Here is a 20393-nt window from a genome sequence, read left to right as displayed (position 1 = left end):
CCGGAAGGAGTGACTCGCGTGGCACGCAAGACCACTTCCGAAGACTCCGATGACGTGCGCTCGGCTTCCGACGAACCACCTCCCCTCACCACGGCGCAAGCGGTCGCGGTGGCGGTGGAACTCTTCGTGGAACTGACCTCGAAACAGGTGCAGGGCGTCACCTCGATGGAACCGACCGAGGACGGCTGGCAGGTGGAGATCGAAGTGCTCGAGGACCGCCGCATCCCCTCGTCGGCGGACATTCTCGCGCTCTACGAGGTCGAGATCGATCTCGACGGGAACCTGCTGGCCTACCGGCGGACCAGACGCTACGCCCGCGGCAGCACCGATATCGGAAGGGCTCGGCAATGACGGTGGTCGGCGGCGGATCGTCCGCACCGCAGCCGTACGGAGGCGGCGGCGGCCATTCGTCGACGAACCTCGCCGACATCCTCGAGCGGGTGCTCGACAAGGGCCTGGTGATCGCGGGCGACATCCAGGTGAACCTGCTCGACATCGAACTGCTCACGATCAAGCTGCGATTGGTGATCGCGTCCTTGGAGACGGCCAAGTCGGTGGGCATCGACTGGTGGGAGACCGATCCCTGGCTCAACAGCAAGGCCCACACGCTGGAACGGCAGGATCACGATCTCGAACTCGAGAATCGGGAGCTGCGCGACCGGATCGCCGAGCTGGAGGCCGCGAACCGACAACGTCAACCGATCGAGCGCCGCCGCGAGCCGAGGGAAGACCGGTCGTGACCGAGGGGCTCTGCGTCTGGCTGTACGCGGTGACGTCCAGCCTCGGCGACGCGGGGGAAGCGGTCGAGCTGACCGGCGTCGCGGGAGAGCCGGTGCGCTCGGTGGTCTCGGACGATCTGTCCGCGGTCGTCGGCTCGGTGCCGCTGAAAGTGTTCGGGGAACAGCCGCTGCGGAGGAATCTGGAGGATCTCGACTGGCTGGAGGGGACGGCCAGGGCGCACGATGCCGTCGTGACGGCCTTGGTGCGCCGCGGTCCCACGGTCCCGCTCCGACTGGCCACCGTCTTCCACGACGACGACCGGGTGCGCGACCTGCTCGCTGAGCGGCGGGCGGACTTCGCCGCGGCGCTGGCGCTGGTGAGCGGCCGCACCGAGTGGGGCGTGAAAGCCTACGGCGATCGCGCGGCACTCACCGCCGCCGTGGCCGAGGCCCGCGCCGGAGGCGAAGGCGGCGCGCGAGGCGCGGGCGCGGCATACCTGGCCCGACGCCGTGCGCAACTGTCCGCACAGGAAACCGTGGAGCGCGACGCGGCGGAGCGCGCCGAGGAGATCCACACCCGCCTGGTGCACCGGGCCGCGGCGGGACGACGTCAAGCGCTGACCGATCCGGCACTGAGCGGCCGCCGGGACTGGATGGTGCTCAACGGGACCTACCTCGTGGACGACGATCGCACCGACGACTTCGCCGCGACAGTCACCGCGCTGAGCGCCGAGTTCCCCGGCATACGCCTCGAGATCACCGGCCCTTGGCCGCCGTATTCGTTCGCGGGCGTGGAACGAGAGCCGGCATGAGCCGGGTCGCCCGGCAGGTCGACGACGAGCGCCGTGTCGCACTGGTCGACCTGCTGGATCGGGTACTCGCCGGCGGCGTGGTGATCACCGGCGACATCAAGCTCGCCATCGCGGACGTCGACTTGGTCCAGATCTCGCTGCGGGCTCTCATCTCCTCGATCAGCACCCTGTCCGCGCCACTCGGGCCCGCGACGCGCGACGCCCTGGAACCACCCGGCGATGACTGAATTCGGCGGCATCCCACCGCGTATCGACACCGAACCCGAATCCGTCGAGCGCGGGTTGGTGAGCCTCGTCCTCACCTTGGTGGAGCTGCTCCGGCAGCTCATGGAGCGCCAAGCCATCCGCCGCGTCGACGCGGGCGACCTCACCGATACCCAGATCGAGCGCATCGGCACCACCCTCATGCTGCTCGAACAACGCATGGAAGAACTCCGCGACCACTTCGGCCTCACCCCCGAAGACCTCAACATCGACCTGGGCCCCCTCGGCACCCTCCTTCCGCGCGACACACCCTGACTGCTGGTGCGTGTCATCGTTTCGACAGCACGGCGACAGCGTCTCGAGATCACAGCCGCGCCGGGCCACTCGGCGACCTCCGGCCCCGGTGACGGGCTCGCCTCCGCCTCGAGTCGAGGGCGCGGTCCGCCTGCGGCAGGATTGTGGTCACCATGACCGGCAACGATGATCTCTCTCCCGGCGGCCGCCGGTCGCACATCGCCCGCCTCGCGCTGTTCGGCGCGGTCCTGCTCGTGATGTTCTATCTCGTTGCCGTCGCGCGGGTGATCGATGTCGAGGGTGTGCGCGGCGTGGTCGCGGAGACGGGGCCTGCGGCACCGTTCGCGTACGTGATGGTCTCGGCTGTCCTCGGTGCCGTCTTCGTTCCCGGGCCGCTGCTGGCCGCCGGGAGCGGCCTACTGTTCGGGCCGCTGGTGGGGACGTTCGTGACGCTGGGCTCGGCGGTGGGCACGGCGCTCATCACCAGCTTCCTCGGGCGGCGGGCAGGGCGCGGGAGTGCCCGCGGGCTGCTCGGCGCCGAGCGCGCCGAGCGCATCGACGCCCGGATCGCGCGGCGCGGCTTGTGGGCCGTGGTCGGCCAGCGCTTCCTTCCGGGGATCTCCGACGCGCTGGCGTCGTACGTCTTCGGCGCGTTCGGCATCCCGTTGTGGCAGATGGCGGTCGGCGCGTTCATCGGATCGGCGCCGCGAGCCTTCGTCTACACCGCGCTCGGCGCCTCGATCGGTGACCTGTCGGCCCCCCTGGCCTACACCGCGATCGCGGTGTGGTGTGCCACCGCGATCATCGGCGCTTTCGCCGCCCATCGCGGATATCGGAGCTGGCGCGGCCGGGGTGCGCGTCACGAGGCCGAACCGGTGCTCGACCGCGACCAGGAGCCGGGCAGCTGAACTACGTGTAGGTGGGAGACCAGGCGATTGCGCCGTCTTCGATCAGCAATCACCACGGCTCGGTTCCCGCATCCTGGCGGGTGCTCGCCCAGGGGTATTTACTGAGAGGAACGGCCGAGTTCGCAGAGGCCGGCCGACGGCTCTTCGAGGTATGTATGCCGGTATGGCGACTACGCGAGTTCCGTGACGATGATCTGGATCAGGCGATCCGGATCTGGGAGCAGAGCCGTGTGCCTACGACGGACGAGCCGGTCTTCGCGCTGGCGGAGGTGACGGCGGCCGCGCGAGCGGGGCAGCCGGCGGTGGTGGCCGAGGTCGGTGGCGAGATGGTCGGGATGGCGGTCGCCCAGATCCATGGCGAGCGGGCCTGGGTCCTGCTCGTGGCGCTGGCGGCGCGGTGGCGGGGTCGCGGGATCGGCAGCGCGCTGCTGGCCGAACTGGAACGGCGGCTGCGCTCGAATGGCGTGCGACGGATCTGCACCCTCGTTCCCGAGGGCGCCACGGGGTCGGTGGCGTTCGAGAATTCCGGATACGCGCGCCGGGCGGGCCTCGTCTACTACGAGCTGCTGGAGCCGTTGGCCCCCGCCCAGTCCACCCTGCTGACCGAACTGGGCGGGCGGCTGCTCCCGCGGGGACTGTGGCAGTCGATGGCCGGGATGGACCGGGAAAAGGAGATCATCGAACGCAGGGTCGTGTTGCCCTTGGCGAATCCCGATGTGGCCGAGCGGTATCGGGTTCTGCCGCCCAAGAGTGTCATCCTCTTCGGGCCACCGGGGACCGGCAAGACCAGCTTCGCGAAAGCGGTCGCTTCCCGCCTCTGTTGGCCGTTCGTCGAACTGTTCCCCTCCCGGTTGGCCGCGGCGGCGACCGGAGGGCTCGCGGCCTCGCTGCGTGAGGTTTTCGCCGACCTGGCCGAGCTCGACGAGCTGTTGCTGTTCATCGATGAGGTGGAGGAGATCGCGGGCACACGTTCGGGTACGGCGACGAGCCCGGCGCACGGGGTCACCAACGAGCTGCTCAAGCTCATTCCGACGTTCCGGGAGAACTACAGTCGCCTGCTGATCTGCGCGACGAACTCGGTGCGCGCGCTGGACCCGGCATTCCTGCGACCCGGTCGATTCGACTACGTGATCCCGATCGGCCCGCCCGACGCACCCGCGCGGAAGGCGATCTGGCGACGCTATCTCGGCCCCGCCGCCGAGACTGTCGACCTCGAGCGGTTGGTGTGCGCCACAGCGAAATTCACCCCCGCCGACATCGAGTACGCGGCCCGCGCCGGCGCGCAGTCCGCGTTCGAACGCGCAATGCTCGACGACACGCGCGAACCCGCGACCACCGAGGACTTCCTCACCGCCGTAGCCCGCACCCGCCCGACCCTGACCCCCGGAATCCTGACCGCGTTCGAACAGGACCAAAAGGACTACACCCGACTGTGAGGGAATGCGCACAGCATCCGGTGGAGGCCGAACCCACCCGCAGCGCCTGCTTCTTACGCGCAGGATGGGGCGGGTGCGTCGATGAACAGCGGCTCGCCTGCCGGTGGGGCGTAGACGACGTCGAGGACGAGCGGTTCGCTGCCGCGGTTCAGACCGACGTGGACGTTCCATTCGCCCGCGGGCTCGTAGATGAATTCGCCGGTGCGATAGACCGGTGCGTCACACTCGGGACCGGGGTGGGTGAGCGTTCCGGATCGGACGAAGCCGAAGACCGGGCCGACATGGTAATGCCAGCCGGTGGAGCCGCCGGGGCCGATCGTGATCTCGCGGACGACCAGATCCGTGCCCGCGACGAACGGTAGGAGCCCGGCGGGAATCCGGGCCTCACCGAGGGTGACGGCGGTGATGTCGCTACCGGGCGTCGCGTCGGCCTGCGCCGCACTCGCCAGGGCGGCGGCGACTACCACCGGCACCACGGCGACGCGGAGAAAGAGCGTCATCCCCGCAGCCTAGTCACGGGGGTGTCGCGCCGGAACCTCGTTCGGTGACGATGCGGGATAATCGGAATCCTGCCGAGCGACACCGCTGTCGTGGCGAGTATCCACGACAAGATCACTGGATTACCGTAGGTACGTGGTCCGGACAGACGAAGAGGATTCGGCGGCGAAGATCATCGACGCCGTGTTGTCGATGCTCGAGTCGGACGGCTACGACGCGGTCCAGTTGAGGGCGGTCGCGCGGAACGCGCACGTTTCCCTCGCCACGGTCTACAAGCGGTACGCCACCCGTGACGATCTGATGCTCGCCGCGGTCGAGCGGTGGATGGCGACCAATACCTACGCCACCCCGGCACCGCAGATCGAAGGCGAGACGCTTCGCGATGGCCTGATCCGGTTGTTGCGGTACGTGTTCGAACCCTGGGAACGAAATCCCCGGATGCTCGAAGCCTACTATCGCGCACGATTCGGTCCCGGCGGCCGGCGACTGGACGCCCAAGGTTTCGACGCCGTGCTGCCCGCTATCGCAGGCCTTTTCGCCGACGCCGACCCCGACTACACCGCGGACATCGCGCTCGTGCTGACCCATATGACCTACGCGCTGATCGGCCGCTTCGCGAACGCCGATCTCGACATCACCGAGATCCTGCCCGCCCTGGAGCGGACCGTCCTGAGGCTGACCGGGAACAACGAACCATCGGCAGCCGCCGCCGGGCGCGCGCGACCGGGTGCGCGGAGCTTCGCGTGGAGCGATTCGCTCGTCTCCCCGTTCACCCCCGATCTCCCCGCCGAGCCAGATCAGTCGCCGAACCCGCCGGACCAGCCACCGGCGTAGACCGAGCCGACCCGCGTCCGCGCCAGCACGGCCTGCGCAGTTCGGCTCCGGCATGCGCCTATTTCGCACACGCCGAAGCCCGTTCGCGGAGTATTCCCGCCCGCGGTGCGGTGTCGAGTTGCTCCGCGCGCCCGGCCGGTACAGCATCTGCGGTATGCCGTCCACACCGCTGAATCCAGCAGGCGACGTTCCCGACACCGGAATCCCCGGCCATCTCGCCGCTCACATGACCATGACCGAGCAGCACGAATGGCACCGCGCCTACCTGCGCCGTCATCCGGTGTCGCGGCGCAATATCCTGCGCGGCGCCGCGGCGGCCGCCGCCGTGGCCACGATCGGCACGGCGCCGTTCGGCAGGCGCGCCTACGCCGAGGATGCCCAGCTGGCGGTGGGTGGACGACGCGTCGCTTTCGGCCCGGAGGCGGCCGGCCAGTTGCGTTTCTCGGCGCAGCTGTCCCGGCGTCCGGCGGGCGCCACGGTGTACCTCGACCACGGACCGACGCCTGCGTTGGGCGCCACGGTCGAAGCCGAAGTGCGCAACCTGCTCACCCAACTGCCAACCGATGACGGCGGCGTGCTCGCGGCCGAACAGTTCTACGTCCACGCCCCGGTGGACGGCCTGCCCGGCCGGGTGCCACACTTCTACCGCTGGCGGACCTCCGACGGATTCGTCGGCGACATCCGCAGCGCCGCGCCCGCGATGCCCAGCGCACGCCCCGCGGTCCTTCCGTTCCGCTTCACCATGATGGGCGATCAGGGCACCGACGAGACCCCGGCGCTGCCCGAAGGCGTCGCTCCCGGCGACTACGACGACAAGTACTACAAGGCCGACAACGATCCGGCCGCGCCGCACGCGAGCAACGTGCTGCGCCAGATCGCCGCCGCGCGGCCCGATTTCCACATCCTCGCCGGCGACATCGCGTACGCCGATCCTTCCGGCGCGGGCAAGCCAGGACAGTTCGCCGCGCACGGAGCGCGACCGGCGAGCGGGTTCGACAAGTACAACCCCTACGTCTGGGACGTCTACTTCAACGCCATCGAGTCCAGCGCCGCCCAGACGCCGTGGATGTTCGCCACCGGCAATCACGATATGGAAGGCACCTACGGCGAGCACGGCTACGGCGGGCACCTGGCGCGCCTGGACTTCCCCGGCAACGGTCCGGCGGGATGCCCGTCGGCGTACTCGTTCACCTACGGCAACGTCGCGGTGCTCTCGCTGGACGCCAACGACGTCTCCTACGAGATCCGCGCGAACAGCGGCTACTCCGGTGGCGCGCAGACGAGCTGGGTGGAGCGCACCCTGGCCGCCTACCGCGCCGACCCCGACATCGACTTCATCGTCTGCTTCTTCCACCACTGCGCGTACTCGACCACCGAATCGCACGCCAGCGACGGCGGCGTGCGGGACGCATGGGTGGGCCTGTTCGACCGATTCCAGGTGGATCTGGTGTTGCAAGGCCACAACCACGTCTACGAGCGCACCGATCCGATCCGCGGCGGACAGGCGACGAAGGTCGCGGGCGACAACTCGATCGTCTACCCGGAGACCGACGGGACCGTCTACTACACCGTGGGCGGCGGTGGACGCCCGCGCTACGAGTTCCAGCCGGGCTCACGAGAGACCTTCCGCGGCAACGAATTGCCCGATACGGGGGTGCCGAACAGCTACGTCTGGACCCCGGGCGGCGGAAAGCAGGACGAAGCCGCGCCATGGTCACGGGTCCGCTTCCGGAATTACTCCTTCCTGCGCGTCGACGTCCGGCCGGGCGTATTCGCCAGCGAGATGGATGTGGTCGCGGTCGACGAGTACGGCCGCGAGTTCGACCGTGTGCTGTTCCGGCGGCAGGTCCGGGCCTGAGCCGGGCCGGTTCTATTTCTTCTTCGGCGGGAGGGTCCGGGCGTAGGCGACGCCGCGCTCGACCCACTCCCGCAGGACTTCGTCGTCGTCGGTGGCGGTGACCCGCAACCAGCCGACCATCTCGCGACCGCCCATGACCATGGGCTGCACGGCGTCACTCAGGAGCCGCTCGCCCTCCTCGCGATCCACCCGCACGAGCAGACCGCCCTGCCCGCTGGCGGCGACCGCCATATTGCCGCCGATCAAGAAGGCGAGTCCGCCGAACATCTTCCGCTCGGTGAGTTCGGGGCCGGGCACGATCAGTTCCCGGATCCGCTCGGCCAGCTCCTCGTCGTATGCCATAGCGGCATTGTTCACCCGGTGTCCGACAAGTCGGCGTTCCGCCGGTCGAGAACGCCCGCGTGTCGTCTCCCGGGTCCTCGGCGGCCGAGCACCGCACACCTCGATGACGCGGCACGCATCCGGCGCCGGTGGTCGATACTGAAAATTACTGCACCACAGTCTTTTTGATCGGACTACTAGGTATAAGGCCGACATACGTACGTACACTCCCGAGCCGCCTGGATGTCATTGGACGTTCAAGCGGATGTTTCCGTACCTGTCTGTAATACAGGGCGTGAGACGGTGCCACGCATTGTCATTGGCTCTAGCGCGCGATCCGTTTCACTTTTCGCAGCCGGCTGCGCCCCCACAGACGGGACGAAGGACTCTTCCGTGCACATCTGCCCCCCAGCGGTGCGATCACGCGCTGTCCGCCGTAGGTCATCCAGGCGGCATTCGGTTCCGGTCCCGGGCACATCCCGCACGGCAGGGCGCGCACCGCGCGGCGGCGCGCCGAGCCGGTGGCCGCGTTTCGGAACAGGTCCTTGGCGGCGCCGGGCCGTCTGGATCGCCCTGATCATCTTCGCGCTCTTCGTCTTCCCCGGCTTCGTCGGCGCGCTGGCCACCGCGCAGGACGCGGCGGGCGGCACGGCCGGGACCTCTCAGATCGACGGCCTCAGCTGGATGAACATCCACGACTCGTCGGGCATCGCGCTGTCGGACTACCGGTTCGCCACCGGCGACGAAAGCCTTTTCAAGCCGCGCGCCACCATCCTGTGGGCTGTACTGGGTTTCGAGTTCATCGGTTACATAGCCATCGTGACGACGGCGATCTGGCTGATCGGCTACGCGCTGAGCTTCCGGTGGCTGGACATGTTCAGTGCGGCCCTGCACGGCGTGGCCGATGCCATGACGGCACAGATCGCGACACCGATCATGCTGGTCACGGCGGCGAGCATCGGCGCGGTCTGCGTCGGGTGGTTCATCGCGCGCGGCTACCACGCGAAGGCCACCATGCAGGTGGTGACGATGGTGGGCGTGGCGCTGCTCGGTCCGTTGTTCCTGGCCGAGCCCTTGGCCGACGTGCTGTCCTCGCACGGGTTGCTCGCGCAGGGCCGCGATCTCGGCATCTCGGTGGCGGCGGGCCTGAACGGCGACGCCGATCCGAATCCGACCCAGCTGGTGGCGACGATGCAGAGCGATCTCGCCGACAATTTCGCCCGGCAGCCCTTGCAGGTGTGGAATTTCGGCCATACGGTCGACCAGCGGCCCGCCTGCCGGTCGGCGTGGTCGGCCGGGGTGGCGGCAGGCGACGACGCACGGGTGATCAGCGGCTTGAAGTCGTGCGGCGACGCCGCCGCGCACGCGAAGGCCGAGAACCCCTCCATGGGGCAGGTCGCCACCGGGCTCATGCTGCTGACCTGCGGCGGCATCCTGCTGGTCTTCGCGATGTACCTCGGACTCAAGGTGATCAAGGCCGCGCTGGACACGATCTATCACGGGTTCATGTCGATATTCGGTTTCGCCGCAGGCGGATTCGTGTACGGCCCGACGCAGACGTTCCTGGTTCGCAATATCGTGGACAGCTTCGTCGCGGCGGCGCGCATGACGGCGTACACCATCTTTCTCGGGGTCTACATCCTCTTCATGGGCAACCTGTTCGCGCAGGCCCGCGGCCAGGTCATGGCGGTGATCATCATCGCGGGCACCGTCGAGATCGTCGCCGTGTTCCAGCTCAGACGCCTCAGCAGCGGCCTCAGCCGGGGCAACGACTGGATCGCCAACCGGTTCGGTCTCGCGATCCAGGGTCAGGGCAAGTCCGCGAGCGGCGGCAGCGGCACCGCCCTCGGCATGGGTGGTGGCGGCGCTGGAAAGTCGGCGCCCGGAATGGGTTTGGTGAGCACCCTCACCACGCTCAATGCCATCAACTCCTCGCCGGTGACGGCATGGCTCGCCGGAGGACGGGTCAATCCGTTGAACCCGCTGTCGAGCACACGAAGGAGGATCGAACGCTCCACCAGGAGAATCCTGACCAGCCGCGAAGAGGGATACATCGAGCACCAACTGGCCCGCACGAACTGGCGCGCTGTCGCGGTCGACGCGGCCGCGCCGATGGGGGGCATGCGCACCCAGCTGGGTGTCTCCCGAGCCTTGAAAGTGCTTCGGGACAACAAGGTTCCCGATTCCCGGATCCATGCCGTTCTGCTCTCCTCCGGCGCCACCCACGAGCGGGTGACCCACGCGTTCACGGCGTACTCCGTCCAGGAATCGACGGCATCGCAGAATCCGTACAGCTTCGCACCGTTGCAGAAGGCGATCGCGGCGGCCTGGGCGGTGGACAACCATGTCGACCACGAAGCGCGCGACGCCTTCGCCGCTCAGGCGGTCATCGCGGCGGACAGTTTCGTCCGGCACAGCAACGCACCGGCCCCCGGCGCCACCATCGATCACGGGTTCGTGCAGCGGGTCGAGCAGAATTGGCATTCGGACCGGGCACTGCGGGCGGCGATCACGCCGGACGAGTGGGACGGCGCGGGGCGTGATACACGGTGGGCGATCGGGCACCGAGTCGCGACTCTGCACCAGCAGGCGGCCCGGACTTACTACGAGAATCCGAACGACATCAACCGGGAAGCCCTGATGCGATCGGCCAGACGCGTCGCCAACCTCGACCACCTGGATCCCGAGGGCGGACTCGACCCCTGGAATCCGTAGCGAGCGGGCGTCCCGGTCGCACCCCGCCCAACCGCTGGGTCGTCCCGATCAGACGCCCAGCGCACCCGCGAACAGCGACCAGGACTCGTGCAGGTCGTCCTGCCAATATGTCCAGGCATGCGTGCCCGCGGCGCGGAGATTCGCCGTGAAGGGAATGCCGAGAGCGCTCAGCCGGTCCACGAACGCCAGGGTGCAGCCGTTGATCACCGTCTCCATGCCTCCACCCACCAGCAACCGATCCACCAGCCGGAAGGGGTTGCCGTCGACGCCGGGATCGCTGAGCGTCTCGTGCGATCCCGGTGCGCCGGTGCTCGCCGAGATGTAGAGCGCCACACCGCGCAACCGCTCGGCCTGCACCATGGGGTCGTGTTCGGCCCAGGCCGGATCGCCGGGCGGTCCCCACATATTGGCCGGGTCTGCGCCGAACACTCCGAGTTGCGATCGGACGATCGCCTGGCCCATCGGATCGCTGGTGCGCGGGCACCCGCTGTAGGCGCCGACCGCCTGATACAGGCCGGGCGCACCGATCGCGAGATCCAACGCGGAAGTCGCCGACATGGAAAGTCCCGCGACGGCGTTGCGGCCGTTCATCCCGAACCTGGCCCCGAGCAGCGGCGGCAGTTCCCTGGTCAGGAATGTCGTCCACATGTTGCGGCCGAGCACAGGGTCATCGCGCAGCCAATCGGTGTAGTAGCTGGCGCGCCCGCTCAACGGCACGATCACGTTGACCGGTTTGTCCGCGAAGAACGACGCGATGTCGGTGCGCCGGGTCCACGGACCACCGTCCTCGCCACCGTCCACGGCGTTCAGCAGGTACAGCGCGGGAGCGCCGGAACCCGGATGCGACATCCACAGCGTGATGGGGCGATCCATCGCCGCGGAGTGGACGACGACTTCGAACTCCCGCCCACCCAGCGGGCGCACGTCGAGAATGCTCGCGCCGGGGTCGGCGGCGGCGGTCGTGGCCGGGACGAAGGCGGCGCACACCGCGAGAAGTGGAACCAGGCATCGCAGGAGCCGGTACATGAAACGAGTGTCTATCACCCTCACCTAGGCGCGTCTGGCATTCGTCGGGCATGTTCTCAATCGCACATGAAATCGCTGCTCAAAAGCTATCAACACCGCATTCGTCGATAATTCGACCAGAAAAGCAATCTTTCAGCGAGTCTCACGCGTACCGATCAGCCCGCGCGCACCACCTGCGCGAACACCTCGTCCGGATCGGACGCCTTCAGTCCGAACGTCTCACGAATGGCCGAATCGTCGACTGTGAAGGCCTCGTGTGACATGTGGTAGGTCTCGAACAGCTCGTTGTAGAACGGATCGGTCAGACCGAGCAGCGTCAGCTCCCGATCGCTCATCACCGCCAGCCGCGGCTCGGGCGCTCCGACGGCCGCGGCGAACCGCCCGGCCAGTTCCCGCACGGTCGCTGTGATACTCGGCGCGTGCCAGGGGCGACCCCACGCGCGCTCGTCGCGAGCGATGGCGACCGCGGCCGCGGCCGCGTCACCGACCGCGGTGTAGGGGTGCGGCAGGTCGAGTTCCTGCGGGAGCAGCGCCAACTGTCCGGCCCGGATCTTCGGCTGGGCGAGCAGCGAGAACAGCGAGATCGCGCCGGGGCCGACGAATTGCCCTGCCCTGACCTCGGTGACGCGCACCCGCCCCGCCCGGTGCGCCTCTTCCGCTTCCCGCCACATCCGCGCGCGCACCTGCCCTTTCGGCCCCGCGGCCGCCAGCGGTGACCGCTCGGTGATCGGGCCGTCGACAGGACCGTAGCCGTACAGATTGCCGAGCATCACGTAGTTCGCACCGGTCCGCTCTGCGACGGACAGAATCGACCCGAACAGCGGCGGAATGGTCTGCGGCCAGGTGTGATACGCGGGCATGGCCATGTTGAACAAGGTCTCCGCCCCCTCCGCGACGGCGGCCAGCGCGGCCGTATCCAGCGCGTCCAGGGCGATTCGTTCGATGTCCGGATGCTCGGGCCCGGCGCCGCTGCGGCTGACCATGCGCACCCGGTCGCCGGACCCGGCGAGTAGCGCCGCGGTGGCCGAAGCGGTGGCGCCGCGTCCGACAATGACCTGCGTAGGCATGCTGATTCCTCTCTGCAACAACAGGTTTCACGCGACCTCCAGGGCTGTCGTGCCGTTTGCCGATCGCGTGCTACTCAGCCTGCCGTGGCGCGGACGGGTAGACTACCGGCCGGATTGCCAACTATCCCAAGGATCAGGCCATGCAGACTGTCGCCGTTGTCGCGGTTCCTCCGGTGAAAGCTTTCGACCTGGCCATGCCGGAAACGGTGCTCGGCGCGGCGATGGCGAACGGCGAACCCGGCTACCGCGTCCTCGTGTGCACCGCCGTGCCCGGTGTCCTGCCCGCGGGACTGGGCGGCTTCGACGTGGTCGTCTCCCGAGGCTTGGAGGCGATCGAGGAAGCGGACATCGTCATCGTGCCGAGCACCGGCAGCCGCGCGGACGCCGACGCAGCCACGCTCACCGCCCTGCGCGGCGCGGTGGCCGCGGGCAAACGCGTCACCTCGATCTGCAGCGGCGCCTTCGTCCTGGCGCAGGCGGGTCTCCTGTCCGGCCGCACCGCGACCACGCACTGGGCTCTGGCCGGCGAACTGGCTGCGAACCACCCGGACGTGGCGGTCCGCAGCGACGCACTGTTCATCGAGGACGGCCCGATCACCACTGCCGCGGGCGCGGCGGCCGGAATAGATCTGTGCCTGCATCTGATTCGCATCGACTACGGCGCGACGGTAGCGAACGCCGCCGCCCGAACCGCCGTCGTCACGCCGGTGCGCCCCGGCGGACAAGCTCAGTTCGTGGACGCGCCCCTACCCGCGGAGCACGGCGTCACGCTCGCGGACACCCGTGCCTGGGCGCTGCGACGACTGGACACGCCGCTGTCGCTGGACGAGCTCGCCGCCCACGCGCGCACCAGCGTCCGCACACTGACTCGCCGCTTCCACGAGGAGACGGGGCTCAGTCCGCAGAAATGGCTGCTGCACCAGCGCTTACAACGAGCCAGGGAACTGCTGGAATCCACCATGCTGCCGATGGACCAGGTGGCCAGGCACAGCGGCCTCGGCTCAGCGGAGTCGTTGCGCCAGCACATGGTCCGGCATGTCGGTGTGCCACCGAGCAGCTACCGCGCGTCGTTCACCCGTGCGCCCGCCCACCCGAACTCGGGCGGGGACGGTCCGCAGAGCCCACGAACCCGGCGTACGGCTACCGAAATTCCTGCCCCTCCCGAGGGCAACGGGCTTGTGCGGGACGCCCGATCCCGATCAGAGCGTCCCATTCGGAGTCGGTGAGATCGGCGCCGGCGTGAGCACAAGCGGCCTGAACCAAGCCCTCCGGTGAGATGTCGCGTTCGACCAGCGTTCCATCGACGCCGCCGGAGAACGCGGGACCGGGGTTCATCGTCACGAGGTACCGTCCATCAGCGGACAGGGCGACAGCGGGCGTCACGTGCCACACGGAATCCGGCTCCAGTTCTCCGAGATTCGTACCGTCGGCCGCGAAGAGAGTCATATAGTTCGCCCCATCTCTCGCGACGACCACTGTCGCGTCCCCGGCGGCGGCCACTTGCGCCGTCGTACCCCGAGTGGCGCGGAAGGGAATCGTCCGCTCACGGCTGGAGCCGGTGCGATCCCATATTTCGATGTTCTCTTCCCGGCCGATCAGCAGGTGTTGCCCGGCGAACGTCATCACCCGCACGTCCTTGCCGTCGATATCGTGCGTGTTTCGCTGCCCGGACAGGTCGTACACCGAGATGTGGTCGTCATCGCGCATGACCAGTGTCCCCCCGTTCGCCTCGATCACCGCTTCCCGCAACTTGCCGGAGTCGATCGCGCCGCCCAGGGGAATGAATTCCGAGTCGATGCCGCCCGTCGCCAGATTGTGCAGGTAGGCCCTCCCCCTACTGTCCAAAGAGACCGCGGTGTCGGAGGATTCCGACAGTGCCGCCGCCCGGACCCGCACCTGCGGTGGCGGAGAGGACAAGACCGCCACTTCGAACGGCATTCCCGTCTGCGGCCGGTCGGAGGGTACGCGGCGGTCGTAGCCGGAGTCGGGATGCGCGGCGATCGCCAGTAGGGTGCCGTCGGGACGCCACACGGGTATACCGTCCAAGCCCGGTATGACATGTCGCCGGGACGAGTCCGGTCCCAGCTGTTGGATGATCACGACGTCACTGTTCAACGTGAACTCGTCCTGGTCCTTGTACTCGCCCGTGATCACGGCGGTGCGCCCGTCGGGCGACAGGGACAAGCTGGGGGGACAATCATTGCATCCCTTGACGATCGGCACCGGGATGGATTTCGCCAACCGGTCGCGTTGCTCGATGTCCCATAGGGTGATCAGTGACCCGGAAGCTGAAACCAGTTGTGTTTCGGAGGTTCCTCGGAACCGCAGTAACGCTCGGTCGAAGTCGACAGCGGAACCGGTGATCAGCGGTGGCGGTTGGCGAGGCGTGATCTCCCCGGCCACCGGCGCCACATACAGACCGCCGTCCTCACTGGGTACCGCTGCCACCTGGCCCGTCCGGCTGAGCGCCGCGGCCGCCGACCGGCGTGGCTTGGGGACGCCCACGTAACCGGTCTCCGGACGAGGAGCTTCCGGAGTTCGCCGCAGCCGGAAGACCGGTACCGGGAGCCCGGGCAAGACCGCACACGCGAACGAGGACCCGTCGGCCGACAGTTCTCCGAGGGCTTGACCTTTCCCGCAGACCGAGTCGGTGTCCGAGGGAGAAAGGTCTACGGTGGCGCCGTCTCGAAGAGAAACCTGGCGCACGCTGCTACCGGTGTCGAGGAGACGCAGGACCGCGTCCTCGGTGAACACCATGCTCTTCATCGACCGGCCGGTCGGATGTGACATACGGACCTGTCCGGAAAGAACGTCGATGATGTCGACCACCCCGTTCGAGATCCCGGCCGCGTCGGTACGGATGCGGTGGACAGCACCGACCTTCCCGGATTCGGAGATCGCGACGACCTCGGCGCTGCGCTCGTCGGTCGCGCCGAAGTCCCGTCGGCCGGCGCCGTCGCGCCACAGAGTCGTCGAGGCGCCATCTGTGGCCAGGACGGTCCGGCCGTCCGCGGCGACAGCCAGGGATCGGATCGCGCCGGGCAATTGCGCGACCGATGTCGGCGCCGGCTCACCCGGCGCCCACGTGACGACTCGTCCGTCGGCGAGCCCTGCGACGACGGTCTTGCCGTCGGCGCTGCTCTCCAAGGCGGTGACGTCCGCGGGTGTGGCAACGTAACGAGCGACCGCGGGACTGGCCAGATTCGCGCGGAGTAGGGCGGCGTGATGGCGTGGGCTCGGATCGAGACGGTACGCCGCGACGGCCAGAAGGAGTGCCGCGCGAGCATCGGTCGTCGTCTTGGTGTCGGCGACCGACGCCAGGAGTCGCGCCGTGGCGATTCTGGCCTGCTCCTCGGCGCGATCGCTCTGCACCCCGGCTACGAGCGCCGCGATCGACGCCAGGACGAGCAAGGTCACCAATGCGCCGATGGCGGTATTCGCCCAGCGCAAGTTTCGCTTGGTCTGCTGATAGCCCTCGGATTTGATATCGGTCTCGGAGACGCCGTGAATCACCGCGGCGATGCTGACCGCGATGGCGTCGATGTCCGGATGCGGGGCTCCGTCCGCACCCTCGCGCCACTTGATCGTCTTGTATACGGGTTCGGAGGCGAATACGCCGAACAGGCGTGGCGGGAGCGCGGTCGAGCGAACTCGGTCCCAATCCCCCGCCACCTCGTCCCATGCCAAGGTCCCGGCACTCAGGACCAGCAATATCGTCTCGGGAGACCGATTCGCCAGCCACCACTCGATCTCGCGATCCACCCACATGGATGCGGCGGCCTCGGGCGAAGCCACCACGACGAGCCACTTGGAACGCGACAGGCCCGCGACGATCTTGCCCTCCAGTTCGGGACCGATCGAGATACCGCTGTAGTCGAGAAAGATGCGTGTTCGCGGGAAGCGGTACCACGGTCGTGGCAGCTTCTCGATCGCGTTCTGGATCAACGGAAGCACCGCACGATCCCGGTCCCCGCTGTAGGACAGGAATGCGCCATACCCGATCTCCGCACGCGTGGCACGCCGCCGAAGGTTCACCCGCACAACCGCGCCTCACGTTCTGCCGTGTTCACGCCTCGCCGAACGCGCCCGTCAACGGGAGAGCTGGACCTACTGACGGCCTGCTCACGTATCCCTGCAATACGTTCCCGAGCGTCCGGCACCGACGCCCCAGAGATCCTCGCCGACTGCCCTTTCGAACCGACTTCGACCCCTCCAGCCGACATCAAGCCCCTCCTCCCGATTGCCGAGGCGCCGGCACTGGTCCGCAACGATTCAACCATCGCACCAGGGCCCACACCAGATTCAGGGGCATCTGTTCTGTCCCGCGGATCGTTCGGATGAGTTCCCACTCACCCGCGCGAATCACAGCCTCGCCGAGCGGAAACGGCTCACCGGCTCGGGCGATGGGCGACTCACCGTGCGACGAGGGCCTCGTGCGCGCTGACGGGCTTCAGCGGTAGAAGTTGACCATGACCAAGACTCTCGTCACGGGCGGAACCGGCGCGCTGGGCAGGCTTGTGGTCGATCGGCTGCGCGAAGCGGGCCATGATGTGCGGGTGCTCTCCCGTCGCTCGGGGGCGGGCACTCATATGGGCGATCTGCGCACCGGTACCGGCGTAGCGGAGGCCGCGGCGGACACCGACGTAATCGTGCACGCGGCATCGGATTTTCGTCGGATGGGCGGCTCGGACCTCGCCCAGACGGAGAACCTGCTGCGGCAGGCACGAGGGGCCCGGCACCTGCTGTACGTGTCGATCGTCGGGATCGACCGCATCCCGTTCCGGTACTACCGGAACAAGCTGGCCTGCGAGCGAGCCGTCATCGACAGCGGGATGCCGCACACGATCCTGCGGGCGACGCAGTTCCACGAGCTGATCGCGGCAGTGTTGCAAACCGTCGAGCGATGGCCGGTGGCGCCGCTGCCGCCGGACTTCCGTTTCCAGCCGGTCGCCGCCGCCGACGTTGCGCGGCGGCTCGCCGCATTGGCCGAGGGCGAGCCGCTGGGCCGGGCACCGGATTTCGGTGGTCCGGAAGTGCTGACGTCGGCGCAGTTGGCGCAGGTCTGGCAAGCCGCCCGGCAGCGGCCGCGGCGGATCGTCCCGCTCCCGGCGCCCGGACGGATCGGGAGCGCCTTCCGGGCGGGCCTGAACACTTGCCCGGATCATCCCGACGGCACGCAGACCTGGTCGCAGTTCGTCGCCGCGGGCCCGGCGAATCCCTATGCCGCCGAACGAAAGCGGTGACTCGTGGACCGATCGCTCAGCGAGCCCGCGTCCGGACCAGCTCCCCCGCCGCCACCCGGTAGCGGTCGGCGATCAACCGGACGACCGCCGGGTGCACACCGATGGGCTCGGCGACGCCGTCGGCTCCCGCCTCGTGCAGGCGCTGCTGGAACAGGCCGTGCGCGAGCAGGTACGAGGCGACGAATACCCGGCCCGCCCCTGCCGCGCGCAATTCCGCGACGACGTCCGGCACACGCGGCGCACCGGTCGCGACGTAGCCGATGCGGACCGCGACACCGAGGTGTTCGGCCAGCAGCGCGGCCGCGCGCCGCACGTCCTGGCGAGCACGGGCATCCGAGGAGCCCGCAGCGGCGAAGACGACCGCGTCGCCCGGGGACCAGCCCGCCGCGCGCAGGCGCATCGCCATGATCCGCGCCAGCGCCGGGTCCGGGCCCATGGCGGGCGTGACCGTCACCACGGGATGGGCGCTCTCGGCGACCTCACGCGGCACGTCCTGGTAGACGTGGTATCCCGAGGCCAGGAACGCCGGAACCACGACGGCCGGTACGGATTCGCCGGTGGGGGTGACCAGATCGCGCAGCACCTCCGACGGCGAAGGGCCGAGCACGTCCACGAATGCCGTGCGCACCCACGGACTGTCGCCGGGCTCGGTGCCGGGCCCCGAAATCCCGGCACCGAGTTCCTTCGTCACGGCCTCGGCGAGCGCCGCGATCATCTGCACGCCCTTGGTGCTGCGGGTCCCGTGGGCCACCAGCACGAGGGCTGGCGCGGTCACCAGCTCCCCGCAGCCTGGATGTGCCGAGGTGCCCGGGTCGGAATTCCGACGCCGGGCACCTGCGGGCCTCCTGTCGCGGTGGGCCGTGGATTGTTGTCGATACATTCCGCCGGGTCCAGCGCGAGCCGGTACCCGCGTTTGACCACGGTCTGAATCGCCTTCGGCGTGCCGAGTCCGGCGCGCAGCCGGGCGATGGCGGTCTCCACCGCGTGCGTGTCGTCCCCGCCGCCGGGCAGCGCGGCGAGCAAATCCTCGCGGGAGACGACCCGGCCGGGCTGACGGGCCAGCGAGCGCATCAGGGCCATCGGCGCGGGCGCCAGCTGACGCACCTGACCGTCCACCACCACGCACGCGCCGCGCACGCTGATGATGTGGCCCGCGGCGTGAATCCGGTTGGCGCGCCGGGGCAGTTCCTCGGCGACGTGGCGGGCCAGCGCACCGAGGCGGGCCCGGCCCGGCATCGAGGTGGGCACCCCGAGTTCCTCCAGCGGCGCGGCCGTGATCGGGCCGACGCAGGCGGGCAGCACCCGGCCGCGCAGCGCGTACAGCAACCCCTCCAGCAGTCCGGTTTCCTTGGCGCGCATCAACATCGACGCCACGGCGGGGGCGCTGGTGAAGGTGACGCAGTCCATGCCCGAGGTGACGATCGACTCGATGAGGTGATCCATCGGCCCTTGATCGTCCGGCGGCACCCAGCGGTACACCGGCACCGGCACGACATCCGCACCCGCGCACCGCAGGACCTCGCAGAAGTCGGGCACCGGTTCCCACTCGGTGGTGGCACCGTGCAACTGCACGGCGATCCGGACGCCCTCCACGCCTTCGGCGAGCAGGTGATCGAGCACTTCGGCGGACGACTCGGAGGCGGGCGACCATTCCTCGCGCAATTCCGCGGCGCGGATGGCGCCCTTGGCCTTCGGGCCGCGCGCGAGCATCCGGGTGGTCCCCAGCGTCGCGCGCAGTTCCTCGGCCAAGCCCCAGCCTTCGGCCGCCTCCATCCACCCGCGGAAGCCGATGCCCGTGGTGGCCACGGTGATCTGCGGTGGATCGGCGACCAACTGCCGGGTCACCCGTTCCAGCTCGTTGTCGTCGGACAGCGGGATGATCCGGATGGCAGGCGCCGAAACGATGGTCGCGCCCCGGCGTTCGAGCAGCGTGGCGAATTCCACCGCCCGCCGGGCCGCCGTGATGCCCACCGTGAATCCGGCCAGGCTCTCGCCCACGTCAACTGTTGTCATTGGCGTTTCATCCATCCGAGGACGCGAGCGCGGCGGCCACCGGCTCGTTGGAAATCGAAACGATGCCGTCGTCCACGCGCACCGCGTACACCGGCAGCACCGCCGATTCGTCGTCCAGGCACCGCCCGTCGACCAGAGAGAAGGCCTGCTTCAGCAGCGGCGAGGCCACGACGGGCGCCCCACCGCGATCGCCGACGATCCCGCGCGACATGACCGCCGCCCGGCCGATCGGATCGATATTGCCGACGGCGTACAGCATGCCGTTATCCAGCAGGAACAGGGCGGCCTGCTGGCCGCCTTTCAGCAACACCGCAACGCCGCGGCCGGGAATCAGGTAGTCGAGACGGCAAGCCTGTGTCCACCCGGTGGTGGTAGCTGGGGCAATGCCGGGGGTATCGATCACGGTCATCGGTGTCATCCTCCAAACGCCTTACTCATTGGTACC

At 68.8% G+C, this 20393-nt stretch carries 20 protein-coding genes; 12 read left to right on the top strand and 8 right to left on the bottom strand.

The features are described from left to right. Positions 1 to 18 precede the first annotated feature (18 nt). The 7 genes from gvpO to ACZ6DL_RS00160 all read left to right on the top strand — a co-directional run bounded on the left by gvpO (position 19) and on the right by ACZ6DL_RS00160 (position 4373). The gene (gene gvpO, locus ACZ6DL_RS00190; protein WP_466047909.1) at positions 19 to 351 is read left to right on the top strand and encodes a gas vesicle protein GvpO; all 333 of its coding nucleotides are present in this window, start codon (positions 19 to 21) and stop codon (positions 349 to 351) included. Next, entirely contained in the window at positions 348 to 740 is a 393-nt protein-coding gene (gene gvpJ / locus ACZ6DL_RS00185) for a gas vesicle protein GvpJ (protein ID WP_466047907.1), read from the top strand. The genes gvpO and gvpJ overlap by 4 nt, the downstream gene beginning before the upstream one ends. Further along, positions 737 to 1531, top strand: coding sequence for a GvpL/GvpF family gas vesicle protein (locus tag ACZ6DL_RS00180; RefSeq protein WP_466047905.1), 795 nt, complete (start codon positions 737 to 739; stop codon positions 1529 to 1531). The genes gvpJ and ACZ6DL_RS00180 overlap by 4 nt, the downstream gene beginning before the upstream one ends. Beyond that, on the top strand, positions 1528 to 1758 hold the full coding sequence (locus ACZ6DL_RS00175) for a gas vesicle protein (protein ID WP_466047902.1): 231 nt from the start codon (positions 1528 to 1530) through the stop codon (positions 1756 to 1758). Before ACZ6DL_RS00180 ends, ACZ6DL_RS00175 begins: the two co-directional genes overlap by 4 nt. Continuing rightward, positions 1751 to 2050, top strand: a complete 300-nt coding sequence (locus ACZ6DL_RS00170; protein WP_040869000.1) for a gas vesicle protein K — start codon at positions 1751 to 1753, stop codon at positions 2048 to 2050. The genes ACZ6DL_RS00175 and ACZ6DL_RS00170 overlap by 8 nt, the downstream gene beginning before the upstream one ends. 152 nt (positions 2051 to 2202) lie before the next feature. Continuing rightward, entirely contained in the window at positions 2203 to 2937 is a 735-nt protein-coding gene (locus ACZ6DL_RS00165) for a TVP38/TMEM64 family protein (RefSeq protein WP_466047900.1), read from the top strand. A gap of 155 nt (positions 2938 to 3092) precedes the next feature. Further along, complete coding sequence (locus tag ACZ6DL_RS00160) at positions 3093 to 4373, top strand: ATP-binding protein (RefSeq protein WP_466047898.1); 1281 nt, start codon at positions 3093 to 3095, stop codon at positions 4371 to 4373. Positions 4374 to 4426: 53 nt separating this feature from the next. Here the strand turns inward: ACZ6DL_RS00160 and ACZ6DL_RS00155 are convergent, their stop codons facing one another. Beyond that, positions 4427 to 4873: a cupin domain-containing protein gene (locus tag ACZ6DL_RS00155; protein WP_040869003.1), complete on the bottom strand. Its 447-nt coding sequence runs from the start codon at positions 4871 to 4873 to the stop codon at positions 4427 to 4429. Between the two features lie 133 nt (positions 4874 to 5006). Here ACZ6DL_RS00155 and ACZ6DL_RS00150 point away from each other — a divergent pair, with 133 nt between their 5' ends. Together ACZ6DL_RS00150 and ACZ6DL_RS00145 are read left to right on the top strand one after the other, a co-directional pair. Then, the gene (locus tag ACZ6DL_RS00150) at positions 5007 to 5705 is read left to right on the top strand and encodes a TetR/AcrR family transcriptional regulator (RefSeq protein ID WP_466047895.1); all 699 of its coding nucleotides are present in this window, start codon (positions 5007 to 5009) and stop codon (positions 5703 to 5705) included. 154 nt (positions 5706 to 5859) lie between these two features. After that, positions 5860 to 7563: a metallophosphoesterase gene (locus tag ACZ6DL_RS00145; RefSeq protein ID WP_466047893.1), complete on the top strand. Its 1704-nt coding sequence runs from the start codon at positions 5860 to 5862 to the stop codon at positions 7561 to 7563. A gap of 12 nt (positions 7564 to 7575) precedes the next feature. Here ACZ6DL_RS00145 and ACZ6DL_RS00140 read toward each other — a convergent pair whose 3' ends face one another. Continuing rightward, on the bottom strand, positions 7576 to 7905 hold the full coding sequence (locus ACZ6DL_RS00140; protein ID WP_466047891.1) for a TfoX/Sxy family protein: 330 nt from the start codon (positions 7903 to 7905) through the stop codon (positions 7576 to 7578). Between the two features lie 372 nt (positions 7906 to 8277). Here ACZ6DL_RS00140 and ACZ6DL_RS00135 point away from each other — a divergent pair, with 372 nt between their 5' ends. Continuing rightward, positions 8278 to 10599, top strand: a complete 2322-nt coding sequence (locus ACZ6DL_RS00135) for a hypothetical protein (protein WP_466047889.1) — start codon at positions 8278 to 8280, stop codon at positions 10597 to 10599. A 48-nt stretch (positions 10600 to 10647) separates the two neighbouring features. On the opposite strand, the gene ACZ6DL_RS00130 is transcribed toward ACZ6DL_RS00135, so the two are convergent. Together ACZ6DL_RS00130 and ACZ6DL_RS00125 are read right to left on the bottom strand one after the other, a co-directional pair. After that, positions 10648 to 11625 carry an alpha/beta hydrolase gene (locus ACZ6DL_RS00130; protein WP_466047887.1) on the bottom strand — a complete coding sequence of 326 codons (978 nt, stop codon included), beginning with the start codon at positions 11623 to 11625 and terminating at the stop codon, positions 10648 to 10650. Positions 11626 to 11780: 155 nt separating this feature from the next. After that, positions 11781 to 12692, bottom strand: coding sequence for an NAD-dependent epimerase/dehydratase family protein (locus tag ACZ6DL_RS00125; protein ID WP_466047885.1), 912 nt, complete (start codon positions 12690 to 12692; stop codon positions 11781 to 11783). Positions 12693 to 12832: 140 nt separating this feature from the next. On the opposite strand from ACZ6DL_RS00125, the gene ACZ6DL_RS00120 reads away from it, so the two are divergent. After that, positions 12833 to 13918, top strand: coding sequence for a GlxA family transcriptional regulator (locus ACZ6DL_RS00120; RefSeq protein WP_466047883.1), 1086 nt, complete (start codon positions 12833 to 12835; stop codon positions 13916 to 13918). Here the strand turns inward: ACZ6DL_RS00120 and ACZ6DL_RS00115 are convergent. After that, positions 13833 to 16733, bottom strand: coding sequence for a hypothetical protein (locus ACZ6DL_RS00115; protein ID WP_466047882.1), 2901 nt, complete (start codon positions 16731 to 16733; stop codon positions 13833 to 13835). The genes ACZ6DL_RS00120 and ACZ6DL_RS00115 overlap by 86 nt on opposite strands. A gap of 428 nt (positions 16734 to 17161) precedes the next feature. On the opposite strand from ACZ6DL_RS00115, the gene ACZ6DL_RS00110 reads away from it, so the two are divergent. Next, positions 17162 to 17935 (top strand): SDR family oxidoreductase, encoded by a 774-nt coding sequence (locus ACZ6DL_RS00110; RefSeq protein ID WP_466047881.1) that lies wholly within the window; start codon positions 17162 to 17164, stop codon positions 17933 to 17935. Between the two features lie 16 nt (positions 17936 to 17951). Here the strand turns inward: ACZ6DL_RS00110 and ACZ6DL_RS00105 are convergent, their stop codons facing one another. The 3 genes from ACZ6DL_RS00105 to nirD are packed head-to-tail and all read right to left on the bottom strand — an operon-like array spanning position 17952 to position 20357. After that, positions 17952 to 18710: a sirohydrochlorin chelatase gene (locus ACZ6DL_RS00105; RefSeq protein ID WP_466047879.1), complete on the bottom strand. Its 759-nt coding sequence runs from the start codon at positions 18708 to 18710 to the stop codon at positions 17952 to 17954. Then, the gene (locus tag ACZ6DL_RS00100) at positions 18707 to 19948 is read right to left on the bottom strand and encodes a uroporphyrinogen-III synthase (protein WP_466047877.1); all 1242 of its coding nucleotides are present in this window, start codon (positions 19946 to 19948) and stop codon (positions 18707 to 18709) included. Before ACZ6DL_RS00100 ends, ACZ6DL_RS00105 begins: the two co-directional genes overlap by 4 nt. A 7-nt stretch (positions 19949 to 19955) precedes the next feature. Continuing rightward, complete coding sequence (gene nirD / locus ACZ6DL_RS00095; RefSeq protein WP_466047875.1) at positions 19956 to 20357, bottom strand: nitrite reductase small subunit NirD; 402 nt, start codon at positions 20355 to 20357, stop codon at positions 19956 to 19958. Between the last annotated feature and the right edge of the window lie 36 nt (positions 20358 to 20393).

This window comes from Nocardia sp. NPDC041819, assembly GCF_055590505.1.
The sequence above is the reverse complement of the archived record's forward strand: the minus strand, read 5'-3'. Positions and strand labels throughout refer to the sequence as shown.